At 55.6% G+C, this 24,593-nt stretch carries 19 protein-coding genes; 10 read left to right on the forward strand and 9 right to left on the reverse strand.

Features of this window, described 5'->3' with window-relative positions; all coding sequences use genetic code 11:
- Positions 1-406: 406 nt before the first annotated feature.
- The 3 genes from RMSM_RS15165 to RMSM_RS15175 all read right to left on the reverse strand — a co-directional run bounded on the left by RMSM_RS15165 (position 407) and on the right by RMSM_RS15175 (position 4,635).
- Positions 407-1,333 carry a sugar phosphate isomerase/epimerase family protein gene (locus RMSM_RS15165; protein WP_008697782.1) on the reverse strand — a complete coding sequence of 309 codons (927 nt, stop codon included), beginning with the start codon at positions 1,331-1,333 and terminating at the stop codon, positions 407-409.
- 517 nt (positions 1,334-1,850) lie between these two features.
- The gene (locus tag RMSM_RS15170; RefSeq protein WP_008697784.1) at positions 1,851-3,164 is read right to left on the reverse strand and encodes a beta-ketoacyl-[acyl-carrier-protein] synthase family protein; all 1,314 of its coding nucleotides are present in this window, start codon (positions 3,162-3,164) and stop codon (positions 1,851-1,853) included.
- A gap of 265 nt (positions 3,165-3,429) precedes the next feature.
- Complete coding sequence (locus RMSM_RS15175; protein WP_236622151.1) at positions 3,430-4,635, reverse strand: hypothetical protein; 1,206 nt, start codon at positions 4,633-4,635, stop codon at positions 3,430-3,432.
- A gap of 502 nt (positions 4,636-5,137) precedes the next feature.
- Between RMSM_RS15175 and RMSM_RS15185 the strand changes: the two genes are divergently transcribed.
- The 5 genes from RMSM_RS15185 (at position 5,138) to RMSM_RS15200 (ending at position 10,787) form a co-directional block, all read left to right on the forward strand.
- Positions 5,138-6,817 carry a Na/Pi cotransporter family protein gene (locus tag RMSM_RS15185; protein WP_008697788.1) on the forward strand — a complete coding sequence of 560 codons (1,680 nt, stop codon included), beginning with the start codon at positions 5,138-5,140 and terminating at the stop codon, positions 6,815-6,817.
- A 568-nt stretch (positions 6,818-7,385) separates the two neighbouring features.
- Entirely contained in the window at positions 7,386-7,895 is a 510-nt protein-coding gene (locus tag RMSM_RS42635) for an alpha/beta hydrolase (RefSeq protein ID WP_008697794.1), read from the forward strand.
- Positions 7,896-7,966: 71 nt separating this feature from the next.
- Positions 7,967-8,224 (forward strand): alpha/beta hydrolase family protein, encoded by a 258-nt coding sequence (locus RMSM_RS42640; RefSeq protein WP_008697795.1) that lies wholly within the window; start codon positions 7,967-7,969, stop codon positions 8,222-8,224.
- Positions 8,225-8,250: 26 nt separating this feature from the next.
- Complete coding sequence (locus RMSM_RS15195) at positions 8,251-9,255, forward strand: sugar phosphate isomerase/epimerase family protein (protein WP_008697796.1); 1,005 nt, start codon at positions 8,251-8,253, stop codon at positions 9,253-9,255.
- 341 nt (positions 9,256-9,596) lie between these two features.
- A complete protein-coding gene (locus RMSM_RS15200) occupies positions 9,597-10,787 on the forward strand; it encodes a DUF1559 domain-containing protein (protein ID WP_040767016.1) in 1,191 nt (396 codons plus the stop codon).
- Positions 10,788-10,879: 92 nt separating this feature from the next.
- Here the strand turns inward: RMSM_RS15200 and RMSM_RS15205 are convergent, their stop codons facing one another.
- A complete protein-coding gene (locus RMSM_RS15205) occupies positions 10,880-12,640 on the reverse strand; it encodes a COG1361 family protein (protein WP_008697798.1) in 1,761 nt (586 codons plus the stop codon).
- Between the two features lie 766 nt (positions 12,641-13,406).
- On the opposite strand from RMSM_RS15205, the gene RMSM_RS15215 reads away from it, so the two are divergent.
- Positions 13,407-14,633, forward strand: a complete 1,227-nt coding sequence (locus RMSM_RS15215; RefSeq protein WP_008697799.1) for a M14 family zinc carboxypeptidase — start codon at positions 13,407-13,409, stop codon at positions 14,631-14,633.
- Between the two features lie 248 nt (positions 14,634-14,881).
- Here the strand turns inward: RMSM_RS15215 and RMSM_RS15220 are convergent, their stop codons facing one another.
- The 4 genes from RMSM_RS15220 to RMSM_RS15235 form a co-directional block, all read right to left on the reverse strand.
- A complete protein-coding gene (locus RMSM_RS15220; RefSeq protein ID WP_236622152.1) occupies positions 14,882-15,514 on the reverse strand; it encodes an ABC transporter ATP-binding protein in 633 nt (210 codons plus the stop codon).
- 14 nt (positions 15,515-15,528) lie between these two features.
- Positions 15,529-16,377: an ABC transporter permease gene (locus tag RMSM_RS15225; RefSeq protein WP_063870227.1), complete on the reverse strand. Its 849-nt coding sequence runs from the start codon at positions 16,375-16,377 to the stop codon at positions 15,529-15,531.
- Positions 16,378-16,456: 79 nt separating this feature from the next.
- Complete coding sequence (locus tag RMSM_RS15230; protein ID WP_008697802.1) at positions 16,457-17,188, reverse strand: YggS family pyridoxal phosphate-dependent enzyme; 732 nt, start codon at positions 17,186-17,188, stop codon at positions 16,457-16,459.
- Complete coding sequence (locus RMSM_RS15235; protein ID WP_008697803.1) at positions 17,185-19,155, reverse strand: hypothetical protein; 1,971 nt, start codon at positions 19,153-19,155, stop codon at positions 17,185-17,187. The genes RMSM_RS15230 and RMSM_RS15235 overlap by 4 nt, the downstream gene beginning before the upstream one ends.
- 114 nt (positions 19,156-19,269) lie before the next feature.
- Between RMSM_RS15235 and RMSM_RS36940 the strand changes: the two genes are divergently transcribed.
- The gene (locus RMSM_RS36940) at positions 19,270-20,445 is read left to right on the forward strand and encodes a YdjY domain-containing protein (RefSeq protein WP_008697805.1); all 1,176 of its coding nucleotides are present in this window, start codon (positions 19,270-19,272) and stop codon (positions 20,443-20,445) included.
- A gap of 139 nt (positions 20,446-20,584) precedes the next feature.
- Here RMSM_RS36940 and RMSM_RS15245 read toward each other — a convergent pair whose 3' ends face one another.
- A complete protein-coding gene (locus tag RMSM_RS15245; RefSeq protein ID WP_008697807.1) occupies positions 20,585-21,502 on the reverse strand; it encodes a TIM barrel protein in 918 nt (305 codons plus the stop codon).
- 256 nt (positions 21,503-21,758) lie between these two features.
- On the opposite strand from RMSM_RS15245, the gene RMSM_RS15255 reads away from it, so the two are divergent.
- The 3 genes from RMSM_RS15255 to RMSM_RS15265 all read left to right on the forward strand — a co-directional run.
- Positions 21,759-22,658, forward strand: a complete 900-nt coding sequence (locus RMSM_RS15255) for an MBL fold metallo-hydrolase (RefSeq protein ID WP_008697809.1) — start codon at positions 21,759-21,761, stop codon at positions 22,656-22,658.
- A 795-nt stretch (positions 22,659-23,453) separates the two neighbouring features.
- Complete coding sequence (locus RMSM_RS15260; RefSeq protein WP_008697813.1) at positions 23,454-23,768, forward strand: DUF485 domain-containing protein; 315 nt, start codon at positions 23,454-23,456, stop codon at positions 23,766-23,768.
- The coding region (locus RMSM_RS15265; RefSeq protein ID WP_008697820.1) for a sodium:solute symporter family transporter at positions 23,765-24,593 on the forward strand (829 nt) is incomplete at its 3' end. The genes RMSM_RS15260 and RMSM_RS15265, both read left to right, overlap by 4 nt.

Below are 24,593 nucleotides of genomic sequence, written 5' to 3' on the forward strand. Positions count from 1 at the left end.
AACGACGTGAACGGTTTGTCGATTTAAACGAGATGCAGATTGGATTGATGAGCCGAGGGCCGTAAGGCGCCGGGTACGCGTGGCACCCGGCCGCTGGCGAGAACGCCCGGCTTAGGGTGACTCTAACAACTCGCATTCGTTCTTTTTTTAAGGCCGGAGGCCGGTACAATTTATGCCGGTGGTGTTAACCACCGGTTTGAAATGCAGCAAATCCAAGGCCGGAGGCCGACACATTTACTCACTCAATGTGTCGGCCTCCGGCCTGTGCAGCTCATTCGCTACATTTCGTGGCCTTACGGCCACGGCAGAGGATGTATCGGCCTCTGGCCTAAGCCGGACGTTCACTGACGCGTCGCGGCTCAATAAATCAACCAGTATCGGAACGCTTGATGGGCCTGTCGGCCGCTCAGCCAACCGACTCGTTGCACTGAAGCGCCTTGTCCAAATTGCGGCTTACTTCTTTCAAACGCTCTAAATCACCACCGCCAACTTCGGCCGCTAACCAGCCGGTAAATTCGATGTCGCGGAGCGCCTTTTTCACGCTCGGCCAATCGATGTCACCTTCGGTGATCTTGGTGAACTTGCCCGTTTCACGCGAGAAACCTTTGATGTCTAGTTTCTTGATTCGCTTATCGAGCGTGCGAATCCAGGCCGCAGGGTCACCAAATTTCCAGTGGTTGCCGATGTCAAACTGAGCCCCCACCCACGGCGAATCGAAATCGTCGATGAACGCGGCAAAGGCATCGGCGGTCTGTTCGGTTCCCCCATTGGGATCGTAGAACATTTCGTTCCAGACGTTTTCCATCACGATCGAAACCCCCAACTTCTCCGCATCCGGAAGTGCTTGGCGGATGTTGTCGACCGCGCGTTTGTAGACCTCCTCTGCGGTCCCGTCGGAACCACGGCCTGGGACCAACAACATTGTGTCGGCGCCGACGGCTGCGGTTTGCTCGAGTCCTTTGCGGAGACTCGCCAATGCCTTGGCTCGTGTTGCGGGATCGGCGTCGGTATGACGTACTCCCCAGTGATCGGCCCCGACCGTACCATCGATGATCAAACCGGTTTCCTTCGCCGCCGCGTTGGCTTCGTCGACATCAAAACCCGGTGCGTTCAATTCGACACCTGCAAACCCGGCTTCTTTCGCCGCAGCAAACTTTTCGCTCAGCGAACCTTTGACACGGATCATGCCAATCTTCAATGTCTTACGTAGCCACGGTTTGCCAGAGGGATCCGCTGCGTTGGCGGTCGAGGATTGCATCAGCGCCAAACCAGCAAATGAAGCGGCACCAAATTGCAGGACTTGGCGACGTTGAAACGACGTTTGTTTTGTCATGGCGGGAATTTACTCGCAGATCAAAGGTGGGATTCAGTGAAGGTCGCGGCCCATTGTAGCCGGGTTTTGACCAACAGCGGTTTACGAATCCCACGAATTTGCTGCGATTCCCACTAACAATTACATCACGCCCCTTGTTGCAAACCAATCGAGAAATCTCAACCCGACCCGCGCGTATTCAAGTTGGGCGATAGCTGTAGGCCGGATCAAGCAAACGGACCGAACGCCGGATCTGCGGACACAATCGGAAATTATCTACTGATTCGAAGCGAATGTGAAAATGCTACCGTTTGCGCCGATCCGGCATGAGCGACGTGTCAGAGAACGTCCGGCCTTGGATTTGCTGCATTCCAAACCGGTGGTTAACACCACCGGCATGAATTGTACCGGCCTCCAGCCTTAAAAAAAGAACGAATGCGAGTTGTTAGATTCACCTTAAGCCGGACGTTCTCGTCAGCGGCCGGGTCCCACGCACGCATGCATCTCGTTTCAATCAACAAGTCGCAAACGACTTTCGCTACGGTGCAAACCGGCGGATGCGGACAGCGGACGCCTGACCCTGCGGCGTCACGTTCACGCTGATGAACTCGTCGCCTGCGGGGACTCCCGATTCGGTGCACGCGTTGATCGGGCACGCTGGGTCGAGCTTCTCACAATTCAAAATTGGGAATAAGTCGCCACCGAGTGCGTCGAGACTGGCAACCACTTCGACCATCGATCCACCGGCACCGAGATTTCCAAAATGCCCTTTGGCCGTTGTCACGGGCGGCTGCTCCGATGGCGGCCCGAACACGTCCGCGATCGCTTCGGCTTCGTAACGATCGCCTTCGACGGTGCCCAAACCATGAGCGTGAATATGACCGATCGATTTCGGATCAGCCTTGCCCAACGCCCCTTTTAGTACGTTTCGCACCGCTTGGCGAATGTAATCATCACCGGCCCCTGATCCGACTGCACTGCTGCTGAATCCAACGACTTCGCCCAGAATCGTGGCCCCGCGAGCTTCCGCGTGCTCGAGCGATTCACACATAATCGCGGCAGCACCTTCGCCGACGACGCTACCGTCACGCGAAACGTCAAAGGGACGACTCATCTTGCTCGGATCTTCGGTGTCCGCAGCAAGCTTTTCTTGTAGCGATGCGTGCAGCGTTCGCAGCGGATGGATCCGAGACCCGGTCGCACCGACGATCAAGGCGTCGGCATGACCTCGCTCGATCGTCGACACGGCTTCGCCCAACGCCGCACCACCACTGGCTTCCCGGACGGTGATCGAATTGTTGGGCCCACGCAAATTGTTGTAGATCGCGATGTGGCTGGCGGGCATGTTCGGCAAGTACTTCAGCAACCACAACGGATTGACCTGAGGACGCCCTTCGCCCCCCCATTTGTCAAAGTCGAACGTGCCCTCTTCGTCCATACACTTCAAAATGCCTGCCGAAAACTCTTCGGGCAACGACATGATGTAGTCGCACCCGTAAACCACTCCGACGCGTTCGGGATCACGTTTGTCTTCGCTCAGCCCTGCGTCGTGCAGTGCCAACTGAGCCACGGCGACGCCCATCTCGATTTCGCGGCACATCACCTTGCTGCCTTTGCGAATCGTACGCTGCAGTGCCTTTTCGAGCGGACCATAATTGGAAATATCGCCCGTGAATTCGGTCGCTTCCGCACCGTGATCGACGCTCAACACGCCTTGTGGCACTTGCGTGAATGGCCCAATGCCGCTTTGGCCTGCTCGCAAAGCCGACAGCATTGCCGATGATTCAATTCCGAGCGGACTGACAACACCGCGACCGGTGATGACAACGCGACGAGAGGAGGTTCTATCCATGGAAGGTCTACGACCGATCTTGGTCGGTTCACTGAAAGAGTCGAAAAACGCGTGGTTGCGTCAAAAATGGGGGAAGCGAGACGACATTCTAGCCAGATTCCGCAAATCGTTTCAGTAGGGGCAAAATGAGCAACTTTGGCTCAAAAATGTGGGATAGGCTTCCAGCCCGTCGAGGAGACAATGACAGACTGAAAGCCTATCCCACAATAACACCCCGAAACTCATGGAGAGTTTCGCTACTTAAAAACATGCATTTTCGTTGGCCCTAGTAGCGTCCGCGGTGGGGGGCATCAAAGGGAACTGCGGTTGCCGTCCGAGGAGCAATCGGGTTGGTCGTCAGATTTTCGGATGCGCGACCACGGAATTCGACAAACATTAACGCGTCCGCTCGGCCCGAAGTATTTCCCGTCAACATGTCCAAATTCATGAAAGACGATCCGCCCGGTCGCTCGGGACTGGCAACCACACCGCACGACAACAACAACACTTTGTCCGATTCCCAGCGAAATCGTTCGTGCAACCGCCAACTGACGACTTGCGGGACGTCAATTCGCGTGCGATGGACCTGTTGGTTGCGAAGCGGCAATTCGAGATCCACGTGGTTGAATTTGTCGACTTGATCGATTTCGGCTTTGATCATCACATCGATGACGCTGTTATTGGTCGTCAACAGCGGGCTGAGTGACAATCGATATCCCTCTTGGACTTCGCCGGTTTCCGGCTCGTATGGCGGCCATCCCTGCGGTGATTCGCGGACGTTTCGCACATAATTGCGGCCGCGTGTACGCGATAATTTTTCGGTTTGACCGTTAAAAATCGGCAAATCAACGCCTTGAACTTCACGGGCGTCGGTGCGTTGGCGAAGCATGTTCAACACCACCGCAGCATTTTCCTTGCTCAACAACCACGCTTGCACACCCGGCGAATCGACCGGCACGTGTGTCATCAACATATGAGCCCGAGCACGCCAATTCGGGTTACCCACGGTCATCAAACGCAGATGCAGCACTTGCGGTTGAATGTCCCCAGCGATAAATCGGTCCACAATTCCCGCGACAACTTGATGGACTTCGGGCGTGTGATAGACCGACAATTGGTCCCGCGTTGCACTCATAAACCCAAACGGCTCGGTGAACCAAACGTCAGTGCCCGTTTCACGCAAAATCCAATCAATTACCGCCTGTTCGGGGCGGTCATGCTGAGTCAAATAGCGTGTGTAGGCGGTCAAATCGTAAACTCGATGCTCTTGCCCTGCGTTTCGTGGCAATTCACCACCACCGGTGACTTGGCCGTTGGGTTGTGGTCGCGCCGCCGGTTGGCTAGCAGCAGGATTCTGCTGCAGACTCGGGGGGGTCGAACCGGCGGGCAGCCCCATTCCTTGCGGCGGCGGTGCCTGGGCATCTGCCACATTCACGTGGCTAGTGGCAACAAGAGTGGCGCAGAACGCCCCAGCAATCAAAATTGGTCGCATCGATTCCATTCCTGGCCGATTTAGGAAACAAGTATTTGTCCCCTGGCTATACGACTTGAATCGAATTGGTCGCAAGGTTGAAAAAAAGCCAAATTTGCTTGCTTCACCATCCTTTGACCAAGGGGCCCGCCGCGACCCCCGGTGTCGATCCTGGGCATCACATCTTCGCCGCCGACCACGATCGTCTCGGATACCAATATCGCCTCACAACAGTCCCCCATACGAATTCCCGGCCACAAAACGCATAGGCCTGAATTCGGTGGATGGTTTACGTTGAAAACAAACCGCTCGGGGGGGAATATTGCCACGACCACATCGGCATCAACGGGGGATGGGCAGCCCGTTTTCAAACAATCCGAAACCACGCTGAAAAGGGCGGTTAATTCTTTGCTGAATTAAAATGCTAGCGGTTGTTTTTGCCTTGCCCCGGCGATTAGAATTCCCCCAACCTTCTTCTGAGGTTCACACACTCTTAACACGACGCGGCTAGGCGACCACTCTCTTGGAATTCTCAGCACTCACCGAACTCGTTTGTGGCCTCGTTGGCGGACTCGGTATATTCCTGCTGGGCATGAAGAACATGTCCGAAGGGATGCAGGCGGTCGCCGGCAGCAGTCTGCGGAAAATGATCGCCGCGGTCACCAACAATCGTATCTTTGCCACGATCGTCGGTGTCATTGTGACCTGTGTGGTCCAGTCCAGCTCGATCACGACCGTGATGGTGGTGGGCTTTGTCAACAGTGGCGTCATGGAGCTTTCCCAAGCGATCGGCGTGATCATGGGTGCCAATATTGGGACGACGATCACCGGTTGGATCTTGGTGTTGAAGATTGGCAAATATGGATTGCCGGTTCTCGGCGGCGCCGCGTTTGTGTTCCTCTTCTCGCGCGGCGAACGGGCCCGTTATTGGGCGATGGCGATCATGGGCGTCGGCATGGTCTTCTTTGGCTTGGAATTGATGAAGGATGCCTGCGCGATCATCAAACAGCTGCCCGATTTCGAAGCTTGGTTTAAAACGTTTGCAGCCGATTCTTACATCGGTGTTTTGAAATGTGCGATGATTGGCTGTGTACTGACGACATTGGTTCAGTCATCGTCGGCAACGCTGGGGATCACGATCTCGTTGGCATCACAGGGAATTATTTCTTACGAGACCGCTGCGGCTCTCGTGCTAGGCGAAAACATCGGAACCACGATCACGGCGTTTCTCGCTTCGCTCGGCGCCACCACGAACGCGCGGCGAGCGGCCTATTTCCACGTCATCTTCAATTTGTTCGGGGTGTTTTGGATCACTGCGATCTTCCCCTACTACATCGTGTTGATCAAATGGCTGATGGTAGGCGACGTTGACGCCGAATTGGTTGTCGACGGTGTAACAACGTTCCCCAATCGCACGGCTGCAATCGCGGCGACACACTCGATTTTCAACGTTGCCAATGTTCTGCTGTTCCTGTTGTTTGTGCCCCAATTCGTCCGTTTGTTGAATTGGATGGTACCGTCCAAAGATTTCAAAGAGAAACCTCGTTTGACGGATTTGGACATTCGGCTGCTTGAAACGCCATTGTTGGCAATCGAACAATCGCGTCGCGAGATCGAACGGATGGCCGACGGCTGCTCAAAGATGCTCGATTGGCTGTCGGAATTGATCCAACAAGAAAGTCCTGACAAATCGCTGGCGGACCGGCTGCGAAAACGAGAACAAGTGCTCGATTCGATCCAGGACGAAATCGCGGTCTACGTCACCAATCTGCTCTCGAGCAATCTGCCGCATTCGGTCGCCGACGAAGCACGCCGTCAATTGCGAATGGCTGACGAATACGAATCCATTAGCGACTACATCGTCAATCTGGACAAATTCGACCGCAAGTTGCGGCGAGATGGGCTGCGATTTTCCCCTGCTCAAATCCAAGACTTGGTTCAGTTAAACCGGATCACAGCAGAGTATTTGCGTGAAGTCAACGAAGCCTTTCTGCAAGGCAATGACAACGTTGTCACGAAAACCGATGCGGCAAACAAACGAGTGCGAACGAAGATCAAGACGTTGCGCAAATCGCACTTGGAAGAACTCTCCGACGGCGAGACGCCTCCATTGGTCAGCGTCGCCTACCTCGCTGCACTGAACGCGTTTGCCCGCGTCCGTGATCATTCGCAAAATATCGCCGAATCGATCCCCAGCGAGTAAAAAGCCCGTCTGAGCCCCGGTCGTTTTGCGATTCGCAGCAGCAGCCCTCAACGGATTGACGATTTTTTGAGCCGCGACGCGTCAGAGATCGTCCGGCTTAGGCCAGAGGCCGATACATCCTCTGCCGTGGCCGTAAGGCCACGGGATGTAGCGAATGAGCTGCAAAGGCCGGAGGCCGACACAATGACTGAGTAAATGTGTCGGCCTCCGGCCTTGGATTTGCTGCATTCCAAACCGGTGGTTAACACCACCGGCATGAATTGTACCGGCCTCCGGCCTTAAACACACTAAAAGGGTGCCTTACGGCCCGCGGTTTAATCGTTTAGCACTCAGCCGAAGGCGTAGTCACATCTGTTATGCGTACGCCTATCGGCTGACGGTTAAACAAAACATCCTAAAGTCGGACTAATTCAACAAGACTGTTGACGCGTTCCGCGACGCGTCGCTGCGAAATTTCACTTGCGTGGGTCAGTTGGGCCCACCTGCGACCGCGTCAACACAGAGAATGCTGAGCGAGTACATTAAGAGACTCACTCCCCATTCCTCTCGCCTACCTTGACGCTCGCCGATGTTTCGAATTTCGCTCTGCGGTTTTGTTTCCATTGCTTGGATCTGCACATCACTTGTCTTTGCCGCTGACAACCATCCCAAACCGGTTGGCTACAAAACCGCAACCAACATTTCCTACCGCGATTCTGATGACACGTTGATCCTCCGGCAGTGTCGACTCGATGTCTACTATCCCGAACACGCCAAAGACACCGCCGCAATTGTTTGGTTTCACGGGGGCGGGCTGACCGGCGGAAAACGAGAGATCCCTGATTCACTGAAAGAGAAAGGCGTGATCGTGGTCGGAGTCGATTATCGACTCAGTCCCCATGTGAAAGTGGCCGACTGTATCGACGATGCCGCAGCCGCCGTCGCTTGGACGTTCAACCACATCGAGCAATACGGCGGATCACGTCAGAAGGTCTTCGTCAGCGGTCATTCGGCCGGCGGTTATTTGACCAGCATGATTGGGTTGGCAAAAAATGGCTCGCGGCACATCAAGTTGACGCGGACAAGATCGCCGGCCTGATCCCGTTTAGCGGCCACACGATCACCCACTTTACCGCACGCAAGGAACAAGGCATCGGGGGCAAAACGCCGTTGATCGATACCCTGGCGCCGCTGTTTCATGTTCGCAACGACTGCCCTCCGCTGCTGTTGATCACCGGCGATCGTGAACGCGAGATGCTGGGTCGCTATGAAGAAAACGCCTACCTATGGCGAATGATGCAGGTCGCCGGGCACCCGAACACTAAGCTGTACGAATTGGACGGATTCGACCATGGACAAATGGCCGAACCGGCGTTCCCACTACTGCTAAGATTTGTCCGTTCGATTGCAACGACCCCCAACCGCTAACACGACTGCGACTCTAGGAATCGACCATGCAAAACAAGTCTTCATTAAAACGTCGCGACTTACTGACCTATGCCGCCTTTGGCAGTGCGGTGTTGGCAACGTCAAAAAACGCGACCGCGGTACCCGCCGACTCTGTTTCCGGCGCTGCGGCGCGTCCAAAATACAAGATGAAAAAGTCGATCAATCTGTGGGCGTTTCCTTATCCCGACAAGATGACGCTGCGTCAATGCATGCAGTTGGCCAAGGACGCCGGGTTCGACGGTATCGAATTGAACTATGACCTCGAGAGCGATCTGTCGCCCAAAGCGGGAACAAAAGAATTCACTGCGATTCGCAAAATGGCCGACGAAATCGGGATCGCGATTAGCGGTGTCTGCTCGTTTCTGTTTTGGCCTTATCCGCTAACCAGCAACGATCCTGCAGAACGAGCTCGCGGTATGGAATTGGCCGACAACATGACGCAGGCGGCGCACGACCTGGGAACCGAAAATCTATTGGTCGTTCCGGGCGCCGTCCACATGCCGTGGCGCGCGGACCATGCCCCAACCCCCAACGACGTATGCGACCGCCGGGCGCGCGAGGCCATCACAAAACTACTGCCGCAAGCCGAGAAGTTGAATGTCTCGCTGAATATCGAGAACATTTTCTTCAACGGATTCCTGATGTCTCCGATGGAGATGGTGGACTTTGTCGACAGCTTCTCTAGCGAACATGTGAAAGTGCATTTCGACACGGGAAATATCATGGAGTACCAATTTCCCGAGCACTGGATCCCGATCTTGGGCGAGCGCATTAAGAATGTTCACTTCAAAGAATACACTAAAAAGGGTAGCGACCATTCACTCGAAGCGTTCCGTCCTCTGTTGGATGGAACCACCGATTGGCCAGCGGTAATGGCCGCATTGGACGAAACCGGATACGACGGCTATCTGACGTTCGAGTACTTCCATCCCTACCTCCATTTTCCCGAAGCCCTGATCTATCAAACCGCCGACTCGCTAGACCGAATGCTGGGCATCAAACAAGGCTGAGTCGCTGGGAAACGTTGGCTGAAGTTTCGTTGGCGACATTGGTCAACGGTGAATCGTGGACCGTAAGGCAGCAGGCAGTGCGCTGGCACCGACCGCTCACGTGTCGTGTCTTGAGAAATCTGCAAATCGTGCCCTCATTTCCGCGAGAAAACGGGGACAAGCGCTTCGAGCTAACCTCAATTTTTTCCAGACTTTTTTCAAATCAAAGTCAAATATTGAGTCGGAATCGGCTTCGTAATACGCATTGCTACTGGACAGCACCGGTCCACGCGCGGCCGGACATCTACTTCTGCAAGAATGGCCCCGCATTCTTTTTGATCACTCAGGAACAAGGCAACTTAATGGACGTACATTCACGCCCCCGATCGGGGTTCACACTCGTCGAACTACTCGTGGTGATTGCCATCATCGGCGTTTTGGTTGGGCTTTTGCTGCCGGCAGTACAAGCCGCTCGCGAGGCGGCACGGCGCATGAGTTGTAGCAACAACTTCAAACAAATCGGGTTGGCTATCCACAACTACCACTCGGCATACAACCAGTTGCCGATCCATGGCACCGGCACGTTCGACTACGGCGTAACGTCGTGGGCAAGCAGCAGCACCTTATCGTCCAACCGCAACCTCAGCATGCTGGTTGGCATCCTTCCGTTTATGGAGGGCCAGGCACTGTATGACTCGATCAGCAATCCGAACTCGATTGTTGCATCCACCGGAGCGCAGCGATCTCCCGCTTGGCCTGCGATGGGACCGACTCCGGACCAATCGGAATACACTCCCTGGGTAACCAGCATTCCGATGCTTCGCTGCCCCAGCGATCCTGGGGAAGGGGCCCCCGCGCTGGCCCGCACCAACTATGTCGCCTGCACCGGCGACTCTGCATTCCTGTCCGCTCAAGGCAATCGGCAAAGCAGCGGCTTGCCAGCCGATTCCAGCGTGACACTGCAAACTCAGGCCGCCCACCGAGGTGTGTTCGCACTGCAGCGGAAGATGGCCTTCCGTGATGTCTTGGACGGTCTAGCGAATACGATTTGTGCGGGTGAAATTGCCACCGATCTCGGCGACAACGACAAACGAACGATTGTTTGGGAAAAGGCGACTCATGATCTTAACTCGAGCCCGGCCAATTACTGCCAACAATTTGTCAGCAGCGATCGACCACAGTACTGGAACGGCACCACATCGACCTCCGCACTGTATGGTCGCGGTTATCGTTGGGCCGATGCTCGCGCCAACTATGGTCAGTGCATGACGATACTGCCACCCAACGGTGAACTTTGTTTCCAAACCACGGCGGAAGACGCCGGTATCGCAACGATGTCCAGCCGTCACCCGGGTGGCTGCCATGTGTTGATGACCGACGGAGCTGTCAAATTTGTGACCGATTCAATTGAATCCGGCAACTCGGCCGCGTTTCCCGTCAATTACTCAGGCACCTCGGCCAACGGCAACGCGGCGGGTTCGATCAGTCCGTATGGGGTGTGGGGCGCTTTGGGCACACGTGCCGCACGCGAAGTCGTAAGCACCGATTTCTAAGCCGTCTTCTCACGATGACAACACGAAAAAAGCCCGCTCGATTACTCGAGCGGGCTTTATTACTTATCGCGACGGGTTACCAGTTCAACCGATTATTTCTTGGCCTGACGGCTAAACAATCGTGTTGGTTCCTCGGTCGTAACTTCTTGCGACAATTTCTCACTCGTAAGCGTGGCTTTGAATAGCACGTTTTCGTTTCCATCCGCCTTGGCGATGACCTTGTAATCCATTCGTTCACCAGGCTTCATCGTCTTGATCGGCTCGAACGTGATCGATGAACCGTCCTGGCTGTGTTTGGTCGGACCTTCAGCAGATTGGAACGTCAATCCTTCGGGCAATTCAGCAACCACCTTGACTTTGTTGTCTGCGGCGTCACCTTCGTTCCAGACGCGGATCATGTAGGCCACTTCGCCGCCGTTAGACACGGGGTCTTCGTCGTCGATGACCAACATCTGCATCGCAGGCAACCGCACGATCTTCGCTTCGACCATTGCCATTGACGTGGCGCGAGCTTCGGCCTTGGCTTGGTCTTCGGCGGCATCCACGGCACAAACATAGGTGGCAACAACTTTGGTCGGCAATTTGTCGACGTCGTCTCCGGCACGAACGGCGTAGTCAAACGTGGCGGTTTGACCTGCTTCCAAACGATCGATGGTGATGGTGTCCTCGTTCATCTCCATTGCAATCTTTTGGTCTTTGCCATTCTTATCCGATTGTTGGTTTCCAGACTTCTGGTTCTTTGCCTTGTCATTGTTTGCCGACTTGTCCTTATTCTTCTTGTCGGACTTATTCTTGTCGGCCTTATTCTTGGCTGGCGTAGGTTCACCTTTGTTCGCCTGATTGTTTTTGGACTGCTTGTCCTGCTTCGCAATCGACGTATCGCTCATGTCGAGCAATCGAGACTTGTTGGGCCACAGCACGCGAACCTGAACATCCTCAGCAACAGCGTTACCGGTATTGGTGATGCTGGCAGTAAACTCAGCCATTTGATCGCCATACAACCGATTTGGACCATCAAGGTTGACAGCCAAATCAGCTGTAATCACCTCGGTACTGGTTTCTTTGCTGCGCGAGCTCAGATCGCTGTTTTCCGCCTTGGCTTCGGCGCGACTTGAGAACGTACCCGACTTCTGAGCGTAGACGCGGGCTACAAACTTGCGAGTATCGCCGGCTTTCAACCCGTCGACCTGGAATTCCAATTCGCTGTTACCTTCGATCGTAGCCAATCCATCGCCCAGCGAATCGCTGACAACGAACGGACCAACATCACCGGTTCCGCCATTTTTGACGGCGTATTCAAGCTCAATCACGTCACAGCGATTGACTTTTTCAGGGGCGTTTTTTGTCAATTCCAACTGAGGCTTGACCACTTTGCTGGACAAACACAGCGCCGGAGTGTAGCTGGAAATTTCGAGACAACTGCGAAGTTCCCCTTCTTCGTCAGCCGATGCAGTGACTTCGAGCGTCTTGCTTTGCCCGGGATTCAACATCGCGATATTCATGCTATCGCTAGATTTCGACGTTTTTTCCGAGGTAGTTTTTTTGGCTTTGTCTTTGTTCTGATTCTTGGCGTCTGCGCCTTTGACCGACACCGACTCGATACTCAAGCCTTTCGCCTTTCGCTGCTTCAATTCGATGTCATGCAAGACAATATTGTCGGATGCATTCGTGACTTCGACGGTGTAGGTGAACGATTCGCCCACACGCGTTTCTTCGGGCATCGACGCTCGAAGCGTCAACAAACCATCGCCCGTCGTGATTGTTTCATCCGCCTGAGCGAGGCTGGGACCAATACCGATCACGGCCGCGACCAGCATCGTGAAGAGAGGTGTTGTTTTTAACCAACGTGACATTTTGATACCTTTGAATGGACTGGAGGGGAAAAGGGAAGAGCCGCACTTTCGACTCCACATCACCACATCTGGATTCAGCTGAATGCATGGTGGATATCGGAGAGCGGGTCGCAACTGGCGCGCCAAAACGAGAATTAGATCCAGAGAGGCTTTGCAAAAAACGCGGATCGCGTCCTCTTTGCACCGCTATGCCTCTGCCATAGCAAACCAAAACAAAATCACCAGAACCACTCCCCTTGCACCGGAGCCGCTCGTTAATGGATTCGTTTTCGCCATGGTCACAACTCGTTTGATTGCTGGTCGCGCAACGTGGTGGCTTAGCCGCAACCAACCCGTCGGTTTTTCTGTGCCTTCCCTCGTTCTGCCCCACGCCATGGACGATCGCTTCTCGGGCCTTCGTACGTTTTGGGCGTAGAGGAAGTCGCGGGCGGCTTGTTGATTTAGCATGACTTCAGAATGTTTCGTTTAACCGTTAGCCAGGCGTACACCGACCGATGCGAGTAAGCCTTCGGCTGACTGCTAAACGATAAAAACAACACGCTGTTGACACGTTCCGCTACGAAAACTCTGCCCGGCGAGGCGAGAGTCTCGTATGCAGCGGGATAATCTGGGGAGAGATTGGAACAAGGGCGAATACGAATAGCGAAGAAAATTACCTTGGCGGTTTCGGGTATAGTAAATACCGTGCTAGCTAAAAACTCGCGAGCGATCACCACACCGCTCGGCTCACCGACACTCCCGCCACTACTCGACTTGGAACGCTCCGTTGCCAAATCTCATTCGTTTGATTTCACTCTCGCTGGGCATCACGGTGCTATTGACCAGCCATCTCGTTGCCGCCGACCCGCTGCACTTCATCGACACCAGCTTCGAGAATGCATCGCCGCTGGATTGGGAAGTCCTGTCCGATGGCACCGTCCGCATCGATCTGATCTACGACCACGAACGAGACTCGCCCAATCGAGCCGCAGGACACTGGCACTTTCGCATCGATGCAGAACCAGGCAGCGAATTGACGCTGCTGCTAAACCACTTTTCCAACGTCTGGAACGGCCGATCGGCATTGGCATGTTCCGACGCCACGATCGGATTCATCAGCCCCGATGGAAAGAAATGGCAAGCGATCGAAACGGAATTCATCAAGGACGCGGGACAATTGCGTTTTCGCGTGACGATCCCGTCCAGCGGCAGTTTGTGGGTCGCCCGGTTGCCGCCGTATCGCATCAGCGACCTGGACCGGCTGCTCAGCGACATCACTGAACATCCGCTGGTCGAAGTCACGACTATCGGTGAAACGGTCCAGCAGCGTCCGCTCGAGATCGTGCGGATTGGCCGCGACCGAGCGCCCTATCGTGTTTTCATCCGCGCCCGTGCGCATCCTTGGGAACCCGGTGGAAACTGGGTGGTCGAGGGGATGATTCGCCATCTGCTGGAATCCCATGACCGCCGCACTGCCTCGTACTTGGATCGATTCTGTGTCTACATCATGCCGATGGCCAACAAAGACGGTGTCGCGATGGGGCGGACGCGGTTCAATGCACTGGGCAAAGACCTGAACCGTGACTGGAACGCGGCTCCCGACGCGAAATTGTGTCCCGAGAACGCCGCGCTTGAAAGATGGTTGACCAACATGTTGGACACGGGGCGCCGACCTCATTTGGCCCTCGAAATGCACAACGATGCGAGCGGCAAATTGCATCTCAGTCGTCCCGACGAAACGCAGCTGGATGCCTATCTAAGTCGCATGCATCGTCTGGAGTCATTGCTGGTCGAAAAGACATGGTTTCGCGAAGGAGCGACCGATCCGACGTTCCGCAACTCCGGAACTCTTGGCGAAGGCTGGCTTTCGCGTTTCGGCATCGACGCCGTCATTCACGAATTGAACGCAAATTGGATCGAGGGACTTCAGTCACCCCCTTCCGCCGAGCACTGGATGCTGTATGGACGCCAACTGTGCGACGTGCTGGACGCCTATTTTCAAGCAGCTGAGTAAATCGTTTTCACGAAACTTGCAGCATGCTAAGAGTCACCTCTCCCGAGCGCAGCTTGGAAGAGGTCGCACGGGCCCCATAGGCCTCGTCCGGGTGAGGGCGACCGAGACAACACAGATGCAACCGCATGACACGCACGACAGTAACGTTCGATCGCGCCGGAGACAGACCCTCACCCGAGCAATCGCTGAAGGCTCTGCTCGACCTCTCCCTAAACTTCGTTTGGGAGAAGTGAAGTTGATCCTGCCTGCTAGCTGGACGCGCTGACACACCGTAGGGTGCCGTCGGCTAGGGTGAAGTGACGGTCGGCTAGCGCGGCGGTCTCTTCGCGGTTGTGCGTGACGTGCAGCGTGGTGACGCCGGTCGTGGATTTGACGTGTTGTAGCAAGTCGCTCATTTCGGATCGTGTCGCATCATCTAATGCACTGAGCGGTTCATCTAACAGTAAAATGGAGGGCCGGAACGACAACGCTCGCCCGAGTGCGACGCGTTGCCGCTCGCCTCCGCTGAGTCCGTCAATCGATCGATCGATCAACGGGCTGATGCCAAGCAGGTTGGCGAGGTCATGAGTCCGCTTGGCAATCTCCGCTTTCGTCCTGTTTCGCAACTGCAATGCGAACGCCAAATGTTCACCGACCGTGAAAGTCGGAAACAAGACTTGGTCTTGTGGGACGTAGCCAACTTGCCGATCGCCGGGTGACCAGTCGGTGATGTCGACGCCATCAAGCCAGATCGATCCTTTTGTGACCGAACGCAATCCGCAGATCGCTTCGAGGACCGTCGTTTTGCCGCTGCCGGTTCGCCCCATCAGCAAAGCATACTCGCCGCTTTCAAGCGTAAACGATAAATCGGCAAGGACGAAATCGCCAGTTTGAATTGTCACCCCAGAGAACTCGATCATGGAGTCCCCCGCGGATTGAGCATTCGCAAAAACAACAAAACCACCACTGCGATCGCGACCATCAAAAGCGAAACCGCGACCGCGGCGTTCAGTTCACCGGCGCTGATTTCTAAATAGACGGTCGTCGACAGAACCTCGGTTTGCATACGCGTGGCACTGGCGAAAACTAAAATCGGTCCAAACTCGCCGAGGGCCCGGGCCCATGCAATTGTCGTCGCTGCAATGATGCCGCGCCAAGCTTGCGGCAACGCGACCCGCAGAAACGCTTGGCTGCGGGTGCATCCGAGTGTGCGGGCGACGTCTTCGGTGCGAGGGTCAATTTGGTCGAACGTGATTCGCATCGTTCGGACCGCAAACGCACATGCGATCGTGAATTGGGCCAGCACGACGGCGGGCCAATGATATGTCACCGGAAAACCAATACTGGTCTGTAGCCAGGATTCCAATTCCCAGCCGTAGATGGAGGTGTGAAACAAGATCAGCAGACTGAGTCCTAACACCAGCGGCGGCAACACCATCGGGATGTCCACCAGCGTGTCGACAATCAGTCGGCCAGGAAACTTGTAACGTGATAGCAGATACCCTAGCGGCGTGCCGACCCAGACCGATGCGATCGCGGCGACGGTGCAGGTCAGGACCGTCAGTCGAATGGCGGCTTGGATCTCGGGTTTCGCGATCGCGGCGGTGAATTCGGACCAGGAGGTGAACAGAACGTCGGCGGCGATCAGCAGTACGATCAGGACGACGAAGATCGCTGAGATCGCGGACATCACCAGGAAAAACGCCGCGTCGCTGCGTCGACGTCGCACAGGAGGAGTGAGCGTTGGGTCCGGCGTTTGATTCATTTGCCGTATTTTGATGCTCGTTGTTGTCGAGGGGAAGGGAGGAGAGAGAGGGAGACAAGGAGACAATGAGTTGGGGGGGCTAGGGCAGTAGGCCTTCGAAGAGGCGGGAGCCGATGCGGACCATGGTGGCGCCTTCGGCAATCGCAGCGGGGAAATCGCCGCTCATTCCCATCGATAACTCGGGTAACGCCGCACCGGTTTGCTGCTGTAATTCGTCACGTAGTTGCCGGGTCGCTGCGAATTGATGACGCGCTGCGGCGACGTCGGTGCCCCAGCCCGCCATCGCCATCAATCCGACAATCTCGACCACGCCGGTGCCCGTGTCCGTGTGCTTGGAATCTAGATGCGACTCGAGTATCGGACGCAGGTCCTGTGGCATCAAACCGGTCTTGGCCTCTTCGCCACTGATGTTCACTTCCAATAACAATTTGGTTGGGATCTGCTGCCCGGCCGCTTCCTCGACGATCGCAGTCAATAACCGCTCGCTGTCAACCGAATGGATCATCGGACGATACGGCAGCGAACGGCGAAGCTTGTTCCGCTGCAGATGGCCGATCAAATGCCAGCGTACATCGTCGGGAAAATCGACTTCTTCATTTTTTTTCCACAGCACTTGCGGCCGATTCTCACCGAGGATGCGGCATCCTGCGTCCACGAGCGCGAGCGTCGTTTCGGCATCGACGTACTTGGTGACGCCGATGATCGTGACGGAGTCGACGGGGCGATTGGCTGCGGTTGTGGCCGATAGGACGTCCTGCTGGACCGCTTGCCAGTTTTCAGCCAATCGAGCTTGTGAGTGGGAGTCAATCATGATGCCGCTGGTTCATCCCCATCTTCGGCGTCGTCGACGGTGACCAATTCGTCATAGATCCCTTCGCCCTGATCAAACTTGGCGGCAAAGAAGTCGGCGATCAAATGTTTGCCCAGAACTGTTCGGCAGCGACGATCACCAAGCGAGCGATAGACCAGCCACTGTTCGGAGCCGACTTGGACACGGAACCCAGCGGCTTCGTGTTGTTCGCAGATCCGTCGTTCATCGGCCACGGTCAATTGACGCCATGTGCGTTTGCGTTTGAAACGTCTGCGTTGCAGGTCGAACCACAGCGGCACGTACATCGCGCCAGTTCCTTCGGCGGACCAAACCAAATGTTCATCTTCGCTGGCGGACAATTTCGTCGTCGTGGGACCGATCCGCCATTCCGATGCCGACAACGGTATCACGACGGCGGCATGTTGACCGGCACACAGATAGACTTCGCGAGTTTCTTTTTCCAGCTCGGGCGAGACGCCCGATGCGAACGGAATGCGTGTAGAGTAGCGGATTTTTTGGGAAAGCGATTCGGACGCTTGTCGATTCTTCGGAAGCACTCCGTCGGCAAGCATCAGGCTGCGATCCGAACGGATCAACATCAATTGTCGCTGCAGTACGACGCCGCCGGTCCAATCTTGTTCGATTTCGATGTAGTGCACTTCGTCATCGGTGTATTCACAAATCAATTCCCAGTCACCGGACGCCGCCTGTTCCGCTCCGTTGATTTCGATCGAGGTTTGCACTTGGCCTGCGACGATCTGGGTGCGGCCGGCAAAGATTTCGAGCTGGTTATGTTCGCCGGCGTAATGCAGATGCGTTCTTCCTCGACGCACATCCCATTCGGGCAGCATGACGGCCAGTTTGGCACCATCGCTATGCACGAATGATTCGGGCAGGCAGACTTCCCAGGCCAATCGTCCACCGGTGTGTCCGAGTCCCAACGCCGCTTCGGTCGCAGGGCGCAGCGTTTCGGGATCAAACGCAATCGCATGCTCGAGCAGTCCCGTTTTACCAAGATCATCTTTCACGTCGCCTCGGCCCAGTCGGCTAAAGGCGGATGTGCCGCGATGTGTGGTCAGCGCGGCGACCCAGGTTGCCATTTCATCACCGACGGCGTGCCATGACTTTTGAAACTTCTTTTTTGCTGTCGTCTTCAAGAGTGCTTGGCACCGCATGATCGAACCGAGTATCAAGCGAGCGGTGGTCGCGTCGGCCAAAGCATTGGGGATCGCGTCTTCTTCGTGGTCACACCACTGTGCAAATGATTCGATCGCCGATTTTTGAGCTCGTTTGCATGAGGGAAGTTCGGCGAGCCGCCATGCCAGGGTCAATCCGAGCTCCGCACCGACGATCAAATGAGCGTGCGAATCGGGCGAATGAGATTGCAAAACAAGTTCGCGAAACCGTTGCAGCGAGCCGAGCAATTCCCACCACAATACGGGTTCGAGTTGTTGGATCAGCTGTGGCATCGCACCGGCCCAAATCACGGCATCATGGCACGACAGCGCGGACATGTCACCATGATCCAATTGAGCGATCATCTCAGTGGTGGCCGAAACCAGATCCAAAGGCCGAGTCGAGCGACGCCGGATCGGTTTCTGGTCGCACGCCAATTGGCTTAGCGACATTCGCACTGGATCAATCGGGCTGCCTGACGCGGTGGCCACACCCCAGCGATAAACGGTTCCGCCGATCGCCGATTTGCCAAAGACATCCTTCGCAGGCGACTTGTGGGAGTGCGATTCGATTTTTTTGCGTAGCAGTTTCCAATTTTCATCAGACTTCGGCGGGGCAGCGACATGATCGTTGGCGGATGCGGTTGCCGGTTCGTCGGCTGTCGCGGTGCCGTTTGCAGCCGCTTGCCGACTCGATTTTTTAGCCTTGGTTTTCTTAGGGGATGCCGGTCGACCATTGGAGGGTGCAGGGGCGGGCGAGGCGTTTTCGGCCTCCGTGGTTCTTGTCGACATGGGCTATAATAGGGTTGCTGAAAAGTATTGTTTTCGGTGTCAGGTTGACTGACGTATAACTTACTCATTCAACCCAATGACGCTAGCGCTTCCCACCCACGCGATCGCCACTCTATGCCCTATTTTGCCAAGACATTGCCAACATTCACTCTGGTTGTTGCTTTCGCCGCCGCGCAGACGGTTGGTTGTGGTCGCGAATCGACGACCCCCGAACCGGTCGAGCTGCCTTCGGCTACGATGCCCCCGACCGGCGAAAACGAGCGAAACGAGGCTGAATCTGCTGCCGACAGCACTGGATCGCCAAATCCAATTGTGAAAAAGGAAGCGGCACCAGAGGAGACGCGTGCAGTCGAGCCCACCGCGGTAGAGTCCACCGCAGTCGATTCCACAGAGCCCAGCACGCTGCGGCAGTTGCCGATGGTCGACGAGAAATCCGAAGATGAAGATTTGGTTAAGGAGACTGCGGCAGAGGAGGGAAATTCAGAAGACGGGCCGAGCGCCGAAATGGTGACCGATTCAGACGCAGACGAGCCGGAGCCACCGATGGAGGAACCGGAGCCGCAAATGTCACCCCAGGAATTTTTGAGCAAGCAGTTCGCGCCGCCGCCGGGGGCAAAACGCCTGAGTCAAGATTCGCTGCTGTGGGTCGATCGCGAGCTGAATCGCGTTTACATCGATGGTTACGTGGCGATCGATCGCGGGGCGTTAGAAATGTTTGCGTGCCCGGTTGGCAGTAAAGAGCACGAGTCCATTGTGGCGGTGGTGGCGAAATCGAGCGAAGTGCATGCGGCTTTGCTGGTCGTCGGTGCCAAGACGGGAACGACGGCAATGTTCACCCCCAATTTTGTGCCGCCAACGGGCCAGGCGATCCGCGTTTGGGTCAGTTGGCGTGACAAGCAGGGCAAATTTCACATCGAAGACGCGCGGCGCTGGGTCCAAGATACCGAGTCGAAGAAATCGGTCGAGGCTGATTGGGTGTTCGCCGGGAGCGGATTCTATCGAGACGAAGAGGACGGACGCGAATATTACCGCGCCGATGGCGGCGATATGATTTGCGTCTCGAACTTTAGCACCGCGATGATGGATTTGTCGTTGGCCAGTAGCGCTGATGCCGACTCGCTGCTGTTCCGCCCGTTCGAAGGACGGGTGCCTGAGCGTGGAACGCCGGTGCGATTGATCTTGGTCCCGATCCCAGTGCCGACCGACGGGCCGGCGAAAGAGTTGACCGCAGAACAGGATCCGAATGTGAAACCGAAGGAGAAGGTGTTGCCGGTGAGGAGTGAGGAGTGAGGAGTGAGGAGTGAGGAGTTGGGAGTTGGGAGTTGGGAGTGAAACGAAAAAAGGCCGGTTACACGCGAGGGTGTTACCGGCCTTTTTTTTATTGGTTCGACGCTTAACGAAACTCTTGGCGAGTTTTGCTACGTAAAACTTAGGTTGCGGGGGTTGGCTCGTAAGGCACGTCTTCGATCAGATCCATTGGCAATGGAGCGACGTGGACGCCGGCGTCACGCGAGATCGAGTCGATGGCTTCTTGTGCCTTTTGCACGGTGTTTTCGCGAGTCTGGCCTTTGTAACGCGACGACGATGCAGTCGGCGAAACGGGGCCTTTGTACTCAGCCGCCTTCAAGTGGCTAATCACGCTGACGTGAGCCAATCCGCCTTCTTTTTCTGGCAACACGCGATCGGTTGTCTTGGCGGTTTCGGCTGTCGCATCGCTGGCGACCGAACCCAAGCGGACGGCCACGATCTTTTCGGCGTCCAAGCTGGTCAGTTGCTCCAGCGTGCCTTTGCCGACGACCCAATCAAAGGTATCGACGATGTAGCCAATGTTGGCCGCAGGAATGCTGCTGATCAACGCGATGAAGCCTTCGACGTCGCGAACGAATTCAAATTCCTTACCTTCGGCCAATTCTTTGCCAGCGGCAAATGAAACACCCAAGCGAATTTCGCGAGGAGCGAGGACTTCGGCGATTTGGTTCAAACGCGCACGTTGGGTTTCGAAGTACTCGGGGTAGGGCAAGCGGTCGGTCGCGGCGGGCAGACGCAAGTAGGCTCGTTTGACCTTCAACTCTTTGGCGATTTCGGCCATCGGGTGAAGCGTCGCGACTTGAGCGGTGAAGGTATCGTCGTCCGCGTCCAGATTGACACCCAAATCGAAGCCACCAATTTTGATGTCGGTGGCACGAAGGTACTTGGTCGCGTCTTCCAAACTGGTGCGTTGCGAGCGACGGAGCATGTCAGCCATGTCGACATCCATGCCGCGGAACCCGTAGGTCAACGCCAATTCGATCAATTCACTTTGACGGCCGTTGATTCCAAGTAACCAAGGTGAAAAATTCTTGAACATTCAGTTCTTCCTGCTTTTTGATGACGTTTAACGTGATTGGCTCAATAGTGGAGCTGATAAAAATGGAGCCGATGGCGTTTGCCACGGGCCTCCGGGTGAGGCACCAAGCGTGTGTAGGAAGGCCCGAGGCGATCGCCTACGGCTCACGAAAACACATCGATTTTTATCAGCCAAGCCCAAGAGTATCGCAGAAACAGCCCTCTGCAGCCAAGGGGCTTATTGACAGCTTTCCAAATCGCTGAGAAGTTCCTTGGTTATGGTCAATCCTTCGCCTCTGCCGCCCCCAAATTCCGCTGATTCGGGACCCGATCGGTCCAGCCAGGCCGAAGTCGTCTTTCTGGGGACCGGAACCAGCGTCGGGGTGCCCGCCCTGGGCTGCGAGTGTGCGGTGTGCCAGAGCGATAATCCCCGCAATAACCGCACTCGCTGTGCCATCACGATCCGTTTGCCCGAGTCGATCGCGTACAGCGACCCCGAGATCGATCACGACACGCCGCATCACGCGTCACGGACGATTTTGATCGACACGCCGCCCGATTTGCGGACTCAGCTGCTGCGTGAAAAAATACCACTGATTCACGCCGTTTTGTTCACCCACGAGCACGCGGACCATTTGTTCGGGTTAGACGATTTGCGTCTTTTTCCGTTTCGACTTGGCTACCCAGTCCCCCTGTATTGCCAAAGCCACGTCGAGCAGCGGATTCGGCACTCGTTCGACTACGCGTTTTCCAAACGCGAGCCGACGCACCCAGGAGCGGTACCGCAGCTTTGTTTTCGCAATATCGTCGAAGATCCGTTTGACGTGTTTGGAGTTCCGATCACACCGATTCCGATGACCCACGGGCCTCATTTCAACGTGTTGGGGTTTCGTATCGGCGATTTTGCGTATTGCACCGATACCAACGGCATACCTGATTCGTCGGTCGAGCGACTTCGCGGAGTCAAGACATTCGTGGTCGGGGCGCTACGGCATGCCATCCACCCGACCCACTTTAATTTGTCCGAGGCGATCGAGATGGCGGGCCGAGTCGGGGCCGAACAGACCTATTTCACGCACATCTCACACGATCTGGAGCACGAGCAGACCAATGGCGAGTTGCCCGACGGCATCTCGCTGGCGTACGACGGACTGCGAGTCAAAATCAACGTGGGATAAGCTTCTCAGTGCTTCGTCTATCTCTGTTTTTGAGGTAGTGGATTTCGCCAGAAATCCTGGATCGCGAGAAATCCTGGCGAGTGACCGAAGCACTCGTAGCGAAACTCGCCAAGAGTTTTGATCCGTTTTTTCGTGGGCCGGATCGAGCAAACTGCGTAAATGCCGGATCGGCGGACGCAATTGAGAATTGCCCTCATTGGATGTAGCGGGATTCGCCCGAATTACCGTATTTGATTTTGTCGCACCAGGAACGACTTCGAGTCTCACTACGAATGTGGGACCCGGCCACTTACGAGAACCTCCCACTTAGGGCAGAGGCCGTAAGGCCACGGGATGTAGCGTATGAGCTGCAAAGGCCGGAGGCCGACACAATGACTGAGTAAATGTGTCGGCCTCCGGCCTTGGATTTGCTGCATTCCAAACCGGTGGTTAACACCACCGGCATGAATTGTACTGGCCTCCGGCCTCAAAAAAAGAACGAATGCGAGTTGTTAGAGTCACCCTAAGCCGGACGTTCTCTCACGCGTCGCGGTTCACTCGATTCAACGTCTCACGCTTACCAAAAGTCTTGGCGACTTTTCGCTACGAGTCTAAGTCTCACATTCGCTGGTGAGCGGCATCACCCTCGCGGAAAAACCGGTATCGTCGTTACCGCTTGCCAAGTTTGTGTTTCTGACGTCCCCCTTGCTTCGCATCTTTGGTTAATATGGGGCCCGGCAACGCTTTTTCAGCCACCCCCGTCCTTTCTCCTACTCCCCCATCTCCAACTCTTTCTTTCCTCACGCTCATTCACTTATGCCCACTCCACTGCCCAAAGCCGACGTGCCCACTGCGGCGCGTCAATACAACTCACGACTTGGCATCGTGCTGTTTGTCATCTACTTGGTTCTGTACGCCGGATTTGTTTTTATCAACGCATTTGACGCCGAACGGATGGAAACGGTCGTTGTGGCAGGATTGAATCTGGCGATTGTCTATGGATTTGGTTTGATCATCGCGGCGATACTGATGGCGCTACTGTATGGAGTGATGTGTCGCAACGAACCAATCGATGGAACGTCATCGAGTGAACTTTCAAGCGGCGAAACAAACGAAGGAGCGTCACGATGATTTACGAACCTTCATGGATCGCGGTGTTTGTCTTTTTGGCGTTTGTTGTCGTAACAGTCGGACTCAGTTTTTTCCTGGGTCGCAAAGCGACTTCGAGCGAGGGCTACTTTGCCGCTCACGGTCAAATCCCTTGGGCGGTCAACGGAGTGGCGTTCGCAGGCGACTATCTATCCGCCGCATCGTTCCTGGGAATTTGCGGGATGATCGCGGCCTATGGCTACGACGGATTTCTATATTCGATCGGCTATCTGGCGGGCTGGATCGTGGCGTTATTTGTGATCGCCGAGCCGATGAAACGACTGGGGCGATTCACATTCGCGGACGCCTTGGACGCCCAGTTCAACTCGCGTGGTATCAAGCTGGCTGCCGGGATCAGCACCTTGGCGGTCAGCATCTTTTATCTGATTCCGCAAATGGTCGGTGCCGGTTCGTTAATCCAGCCGCTCCTGGGGTTTCCGCATTGGGTGGGCGTTGTCTTGGTAGGAATGGTCGTGATCGTGATCGTTGTGACCGCCGGGATGGTGTCGACGACATGGGTGCAATTTTTGAAGGGCTCGCTGCTGGTTTTCTTTAGTGCCATTTTGGTGGTGATGCTACTGGCGCGTGGTTTTGTCGAATCCGATGGCGGGTTGAATTCGATTGGTCCGATCGCGTCTGCGAATCTTTCGCAATCGCAAATCGACGGGCATGACGTGGTTCCAGCGACGGGGCAATGGGCCGAGCATCCCGAATTTATCCGGCTGGCGGATCAACAAGGCGGTTACGAAATCTATCATGTGCAACCGATGGAAGCGGATGCGGTGATGGGAGTGACTGATCCGGTGA

This window comes from Rhodopirellula maiorica SM1 (genome assembly GCF_000346295.1).
Classification (GTDB): domain Bacteria; phylum Planctomycetota; class Planctomycetia; order Pirellulales; family Pirellulaceae; genus Novipirellula; species Novipirellula maiorica.